The organism is Methanophagales archaeon, from assembly GCA_021159465.1.
Classification (GTDB): domain Archaea; phylum Halobacteriota; class Syntropharchaeia; order Alkanophagales; family Methanospirareceae; genus G60ANME1.
Genome location: JAGGRR010000133.1, coordinates 1 through 7,012 on the forward strand (window position 1 = coordinate 1; position 7,012 = coordinate 7,012).

Here is a 7,012-nt window from a genome sequence, read left to right on the forward strand (position 1 = left end):
CTATCCAAACCTTTTCTATTCCACGTGTCCCTTTCGAATGAGTTCTCCCTTTTTAAACTTTTCGAAAGCTTCACTTGTAGAGATTATTTCCACATCGCCCGCATACTCAAGCGATATCCAGCATTTTGAAAGGAAGAGTAGCTCACCTTTTTCGCCAGGTGTCAGGTGTCAGGTGTCAGGTAATATCTTTGGGGGCATAGATGAATCTCAGGTCAAATCTTTTTAGTTGCGTAAAGCTACTCGGCTATCTCTTTGGGCACATGTCTTCCAGAACCTCTGGAATGACTTTCTCATAGCTCTCGAAAATGTTCGTTTTTTAGCAGACAAAAAGCAGAGGGTTTATAGATTATGCAAGAAATAGCTTACTTCTGACTCTCTTATACTTACACTTACCGCACTTTGTCTTTGTCCCCGACTCTTAAATTGCGGGGGAGTGTCAGGAAGAGGAAGAGGAACAGGAACAGGAATCGGTTTTTGTTTTTTATATCTACGTAGAAGAAATGATAATCAGAGATGATACCAAAAGCGTTTTTTATCACTTCGGGCATGGGTATGGCTTATGATCACGATGCTGCTTTCGATCTCGCATTGCAGGATGCGGGGATAGGTGAATGCAATCTGGTTGAGGTCTCCTCCATACTGCCTGCGAAGGCTGAAGAGGTGGATAAGATGTCGTGTACGTGTATACCCGGCGAGATAACTTTCTGTGTGCTCTCCCGCATGGCTGGCAAATCAGGCGAGCTCATTGGTGCTGGTGTGGGATATGGCTGGCTTAGAGACTCAACCGATAGCGATAGCAATAGCAATAGCCCTGTTTTTGGTATCATCTGTGAGCATCATGGTCATCACTCGCGTGATTATATAGAGTCGAAGATAAGGAACAAACTGAAGACGATGACTGAGAGTCGCAATTACAATATGGATAAGGATAAGGAGTTGAAGCTGGATTTGAAGCGGATAGAAGTGAAGACGGCAGTGGTAGAAGAGCATAAATTCGGCTCGGTCGTTGCGGCACTGGTTTTTGTATAACTCAACCTAATCTAATCTGACCAAGTATCATGAGCGTTCTATTAGGCGCGCCGGTATGGTATGGTAATCGCCCATTCAGGCAAACGATCGAAAAGCTTCATGAACTCGGTCTGGATTATATCGAATTCTCGCTCGATTATCCCCTGCCTGGGAGCATGAAGGAAGCGGATAAGAAAGAGTTAAAAGGGCTATTAGCAGATTATGGTATGCGTATCGCATTTCATTCACCTAATGATATCGCAGTTATGCACCCGCGTGAAGAGATAGCAGATGCGAGTATGCGTATACTGAGGCAGTGTATGGAATTCTCTGCGGGATTCACACCTCTGTATTACAATCTCCACATCCATCCGCGACTCTCAACATACAAGCTCCAGGAGGTGCGTGCAGAGGTAAAGAGGAAGAGCATCAGTAGATATTTTGAAATAGCGAGTATGGCTTCCGAATTCGGTATGCGGGTATGTGTGGAGAACGATCTGGTGCCTTTTGAATGGTCAGAATTGATACTGGAAGCAGTCTCTTTACCCAAAACATATCTCACCTTTGATATCGGGCATGCGATAATGGCGGAATTGAGACCTTCAACAAAAGGGGGCAGTCACAACTACATCGATTACCTTCAGAGATGGATAAAGGCATGCGGCGGTGCGAAGATACTGGTCGTGCACCTGCATGATTGTTCTATCAGTGATAAGCAGGACCACCTCTCAATTGGACGTGGTGAGCTGGATTTCAATCAGATATTCGAGCTTCTGAAACCTACGGGTCTCAAATATATGGTGATAGAGACTTTCTGGCGTGATAAAGCGAGAAGAGAGATGAGTTATGATGAACTAAGGCGGAATATAGAATTCTGTAAGCACTACTGGTGATATATATCCTCTAACCGCTCTATACATTCCTCAAGGCTCGTTATATCCTGTTCACCAGTTTCGAGGTCCCTTAAGGTAACCTTCCCTGCCTCCAGTTCGCGCTTGCCCACGAGCACTGCATAGGAAGCATGAAGCGCATTGGCATAAGCCAGCTGCTCCCTTATACTTCGGTTCATCAAATCCAGATAGGTTATGAAGCGCTCTCTCAACCTGGCGGTTATTCTTATAGCAGTTTTAATCACTTCACGATCCTGATCTTGCCGCTTCTTATCTCGCACCGGTACCACCACTATCGCTTTCTTCAATTCATGCCCCTCATCCTGGAATATCTCCGCTAATCGGTCAAAGCCGAATGCAAAGCCAGTTGAGGGGATATCCTCACTGCTGCCGAACAATGCAGCCAGCCGGTAGGTACCACCGCCGCATATCTGCCTCTGTGCTCCCAGCTTATCTCCCGCTTCGTATATCTCGAATACCATTCCTGTATAATAGTCCAGTCCCCGTGCTATACCCAGGTTCAGGGTATAGCTAACCTCATAATAACGCAGTAGTTCCAGCAACTGCTCCAATCGTCCCAATTGCTCCTGTGCTTCACTGTCCTTCGCAATCATTCTTCGTGCCTCTTCCATTGCTGCCTCACCCCTTGAGTCTATAAGGTGGATTAAATCCTCCTTCTTGCTACTCTCTAACCCTATATCGCTCATTAACTCTGTCAATTCACTCTTCGCTCCTTTATCTATCAATCGCATCGCTCTGCTTATCATCGCATCACTCATATTTGCAGTTCGTAATATCTCTCTTAAGAGACCTACATGACCCACATGCAGCTCTGCTTTTATACCCAGTGTATTTGTGATATGATAAGCGAGTGCAATTAGCTCCGCCTCCGCCTCTGGATGGTCAGAGCCGATAATCTCAGCTCCAAACTGCCAGAATTCACGGTATCGAGCACGCTGCGGCTCCTCGTACCTGAAACAATTACCGAAATAATAGACCTTCGTCGGCTTCGGCGCCATTTTCAGTTCATTGACGTACAGTCTTATCACCGGTGCGGTCAGTTCAGGTCTCAGTGCTAAGTGCCTGCCACTTTTATCTCTGAATTCGTACATCTCTCTCAGAATACCCTCTCCTGACTTGAGTGTGAATAACTCTGCGAGTTCAAAGGTAGGTGTACTTATCTCCTCATAGCCCCATCGCTCCGCTATCTCCCGCATCTTCGCTTCTATCATTCGCCTCTTCTTCATTTCCGCCGGCAGGAAATCCCGTGTACCCCTCGCTCTCTCTATTCGCATTTCGCATTATCGCCCCAGGATGAACCTATAATAATAAATCCGCTCTCATACAAATACAGATACACAAATCATCTTTTGTCTGGAGATGCACAAATAGCAATAGCTCTCTTCACCTCTTCCCAATCTACATCCGTTGAGACGCACCCGCTCCTTGTGAGCACTACTCCTATCATTGGTATACCTTTCGATGTGACATACCGCATCGCTTCATAGAGGTCATGCTGACATGCAACGCCCAGCGCAGCCTGTGGCTTCTTATCGCTTATCGCTCGCTTTACAAATTCGCCTCCCGGTGCAATGCAGATGCTAACACCCAGAGCATCGCATAGTCTTTTAAGTTCCGCAATCCCACACCTACCGCATGCCTTGCATAATATACCCTCACGAGGCGATACCTTTGCGGGACATTCAAGGCTGCGGAGGCATTGAGGCAGGAATAGAATCCTCTTAGACGGTGCTGTATTCTCATACGCTGCCCTGTATATCGAGTTCATCAGTGCAATGCCTATCTCATCTACAATTATGTGGTTTACATGGAGATACCCGAGCAATAGCTTCGCCGGGTGGTAAAAGAGATTAAGCACAAAGAGTGTGAATCGCGGGAATAGCTCTCTCTTATATACGGCTAAGCATATTGCTACCAGGGTCAGCACCGCAAATACTATAACCAGGCTTATAAAAACCGTTCCCACCCATAGATACACCGCAGAAGATAAAAAGATGGTATTACTACTACTCATTATTCCCCTATTCCCATCTTGCACCTCGCTATTATCTCATGAATGTCCACCGTGGTGTTCACACACCCGGTTGTCTTTAAGGGTACGCCCTGTGCGGGTATCCCTACAAGCTTCACATTTAACAGTCCTTCATGCAGGTTCGGATAGCACGCTACACCAACTACCGCTTTCACCTGTCCCCGGTTATACATAAGAATCCGCTTCGCGAACGTGCCACCTGGAGAGATATATAGGCTGATGCCAAGCTCCTTACAAACAGCGCTCAGTTTTGCAATCTCGCATCTCCCACATTCCACACACTTGATGCCCTCCAGCGGGCTGAGTTTTGCCGGACAGTCAGGGCTGCGAATACATTGTGGCAGCAATAATACACGCTCTTCCAGCTTTGTCCTGGCAAATGCCGGATAGTTCACCGCGTTCCCTATCTCCACCGACACGCGGTCCACCAGTGTGGGGTCAACATGGAAGAAAGATAGCAGCCTGCGGAGTGGCTCCTCGAATACTGATAACAAGAAGAGAACGAGATTGGGGAATATTATCCGGTGTGTACGGAATATGAATATACAGAATAGGAGAGCTATCAGAATAAGAATTGCAAAGGCTATTGCTCCTATTACTATTATCCTCCCCAGTGCCTCAATTACCGGAATGGGTATCGGGTAGATATTGATATTCATTATCCTGTAAGAGAATGCATTTATAATACATAGGCATAAGATAAAGAGATGCACAAAATCGGTGTTGTTCTGACTGACACTGATGACTGGACTGCAACAGCAATTTTGAAGAGTATCCGTGATAAGGGAGCGGAGGCTCTGGCACTTAATCTCGCACAGATTGGTGTTTCCATCACCAATACCGGTCTCTATTGGCTCAGCGAGGTTAAGAACAAGAACATGAATGGCATGGATGGCATGGATGGAATTATAGTTCGCGATGTGGGAATTAGCAGCATTTTAGAACTTATCTCCGTTAAATTTGACCTTATACGTATATTTGAGCGCTACACTACTGTTATGAACTCCTCTATGGCTATTCAGAACGCGGCAAACAAGTTCTTCTCGTTCGTGCTCTTCCAGCGTGCACACCTGCCTCTACCTCCTACTGTGGTAACAGCCGATCTGGAGGTTGCGAAACGAGCAATTGAAGATTTTGGCTCGGTGTTGGTGAAGCCGATATTTGGCAGCCAGGGTAAGGGGATAATCAAACTTGAGGGTTATGAGTATGACCCTAAAGTGGCAGCACTACTGAAGGATAGGGGTGTGCTCTATTTACAGCAGTTCGTGCATAATCCTGGACGCGATATAAGGGTCTTTGTGGTTGGAGAAACTGCTTTAGGTGCTATTTACCGCGTTACACCACCAGGCTCGTTTCGCTCCAATCTCAGTCAGGGCGGGAGTCCGCGTAAATGCGAATTGACCGAAGAGCTGTGCGAGCTTGCAATAAGAGCCACAAAGGCAGTGGGAGCTGATTTCGCAGGTGTTGACCTCATAGAAAGCGCAGACGGTCTATATTTGCTTGAAATAAATGCTACACCTTCGGCACGGGGTATAAAATTAGCCTGCGGTATTGATGTCACAGAACGAATAGTGGATTGGTTATTTACGCATTTAAAGCGCTAAAAGTGGAATGCAATGCGAACTTGCTAAGCAGGGATTTGAGCCAGGAAGCTGCCAGGTATTCGATTTCAGTACTGGCAGAAGGGGGAAGGTATGTGAAGTTACACTACGGTACAAAGCCGGAGTTCCATACCGGTTAATAGATTCGATTATCCTGTCAAGACCTGAGCATTACCTCTCCATCTACCAGTCGGGCTGCAACTTCGAGTGTAAGAAATGCCATTCGTGGCGCTTCACACAGAATGCCGTGGGTGAATGGATGTGCCCTGAGGATATAGCAGGAGCAGTAGAGAGATACATGAGTAGTCTGGAAATAACATTTGTGAAACGAGAACACGCCACGAGCTGGCATGCACATGAGCTCTGTAGATCCTGTGGCAGTTGCGTTCTGAGCGGTGTGAGGGGCGAGAACTGCCCCGGTGTGCTCAGTCGCGATAAGATCATGCTGAGTGAACAGGGTTGGGGTCCTGCCCGTAACATAGTCGCTTTCACCGGTGGCGACCTGCTCTGTCAGCCTGACTTCTATGTGAGGTCTGCAGAATTGATTAAGGAGCGAAACGAGCGTATATGGATTCTCATGGAAACCAATGGCTATGGGCTCACACCTGCCAACCTTGACCGGTATCAACAAGCGGGCATAGACTCATTCTGGCTCGATATCAAAGCGTTTGATGATGAGGTGCACCGAAGGCTTACCGGCGTATCCAACAACCGCATCTTGAAACTGCCAGCAGAGCTGAAAGACCGGGGATTTGTTCTTGAGGTCTCCTCTTTATTTATTCCCCGATGGGTTGAGACTTCACAAATAGCCAGTATCGCTCGCACTATCGCGTCCGTAGATGCTGATATGCCTTTTACTATTCTCGCTTTCTTCCCTGAATACAGGATGCGAGATGTCCCGGTACCAAATTTAGGAGAGATGATAGAGGCGTATAACGCGGCAAGGGATGCAGGACTGCGAAGAGTCAAGCTCGGGAATCTTCATCTCTTTGTGCATACACGTGCAGAATACGCGCTGTTGAAGGAACAAATAGGCTTACAGGTCATTTAAACTTTATATAGCATGATTTCCTTCTTCACTTCCTTCTGCGGTTTCTACGTCAAAACCTGCCATTAAATGCTTTTTTACTTAACTACTATTTCAGCTATTTCTCCCCTTACACTCGCTATCTTTTAACGCCATCTGCTCTCTGAATAGCCCACGGAGCTCTTTTCCCGTATCAACACAGTATTTTTCAAAAATCTTAACAGATACGTTAATATCTGGATAGAGCATTTTTAAAAGCCTGGTAGCTATCCTCTCTACGGCTCTAACATCTCAGGTAATTCGCTTAATATAAATCTATGAACAGGAAGCCCATCACCGTCTATTTGGATATTTGCCAGGATAACAAAGCCCGATTCTGCAGTGCCTCGGTGTCCCATTACACGATATTCACCACTTTCGAGATATCCTTTTA

9 protein-coding genes are annotated in these 7,012 nt (G+C 46.5%); 4 read left to right on the forward strand and 5 right to left on the reverse strand.

The genetic code is table 11. The features are described from left to right. Window positions 1-513 precede the first annotated feature (513 nt). On the forward strand, window positions 514-1,029 hold the full coding sequence (locus J7J01_06220; GenBank protein MCD6210471.1) for a pyruvoyl-dependent arginine decarboxylase: 516 nt from the start codon (window positions 514-516) through the stop codon (window positions 1,027-1,029). A 29-nt stretch (window positions 1,030-1,058) separates the two neighbouring features. Beyond that, window positions 1,059-1,901 carry a sugar phosphate isomerase/epimerase gene (locus J7J01_06225; protein ID MCD6210472.1) on the forward strand — a complete coding sequence of 281 codons (843 nt, stop codon included), beginning with the start codon at window positions 1,059-1,061 and terminating at the stop codon, window positions 1,899-1,901. Here the strand turns inward: J7J01_06225 and J7J01_06230 are convergent. The 3 genes from J7J01_06230 to J7J01_06240 form a co-directional block, all read right to left on the reverse strand. Beyond that, window positions 1,892-3,193: a histidine--tRNA ligase gene (locus J7J01_06230; protein ID MCD6210473.1), complete on the reverse strand. Its 1,302-nt coding sequence runs from the start codon at window positions 3,191-3,193 to the stop codon at window positions 1,892-1,894. The genes J7J01_06225 and J7J01_06230 overlap by 10 nt on opposite strands. Window positions 3,194-3,261: 68 nt before the next feature. After that, the gene (locus J7J01_06235) at window positions 3,262-3,933 is read right to left on the reverse strand and encodes a DUF116 domain-containing protein (protein MCD6210474.1); all 672 of its coding nucleotides are present in this window, start codon (window positions 3,931-3,933) and stop codon (window positions 3,262-3,264) included. Then, entirely contained in the window at window positions 3,933-4,610 is a 678-nt protein-coding gene (locus J7J01_06240; protein ID MCD6210475.1) for a DUF116 domain-containing protein, read from the reverse strand. The genes J7J01_06235 and J7J01_06240 overlap by 1 nt, the downstream gene beginning before the upstream one ends. Before the next feature lie 48 nt (window positions 4,611-4,658). Between J7J01_06240 and J7J01_06245 the strand changes: the two genes are divergently transcribed. Both J7J01_06245 and J7J01_06250 read left to right on the forward strand, forming a co-directional pair. Continuing rightward, entirely contained in the window at window positions 4,659-5,555 is an 897-nt protein-coding gene (locus tag J7J01_06245) for a RimK family alpha-L-glutamate ligase (GenBank protein ID MCD6210476.1), read from the forward strand. A gap of 7 nt (window positions 5,556-5,562) precedes the next feature. Next, a complete protein-coding gene (locus J7J01_06250; GenBank protein ID MCD6210477.1) occupies window positions 5,563-6,603 on the forward strand; it encodes a radical SAM protein in 1,041 nt (346 codons plus the stop codon). A 90-nt stretch (window positions 6,604-6,693) separates the two neighbouring features. Here the strand turns inward: J7J01_06250 and J7J01_06255 are convergent, their stop codons facing one another. Beyond that, window positions 6,694-6,828: a hypothetical protein gene (locus tag J7J01_06255; protein ID MCD6210478.1), complete on the reverse strand. Its 135-nt coding sequence runs from the start codon at window positions 6,826-6,828 to the stop codon at window positions 6,694-6,696. Window positions 6,829-6,854: 26 nt separating this feature from the next. Beyond that, on the reverse strand, window positions 6,855-7,012 hold a 158-nt coding region (locus J7J01_06260), incomplete at its 5' end, for a hypothetical protein (GenBank protein ID MCD6210479.1).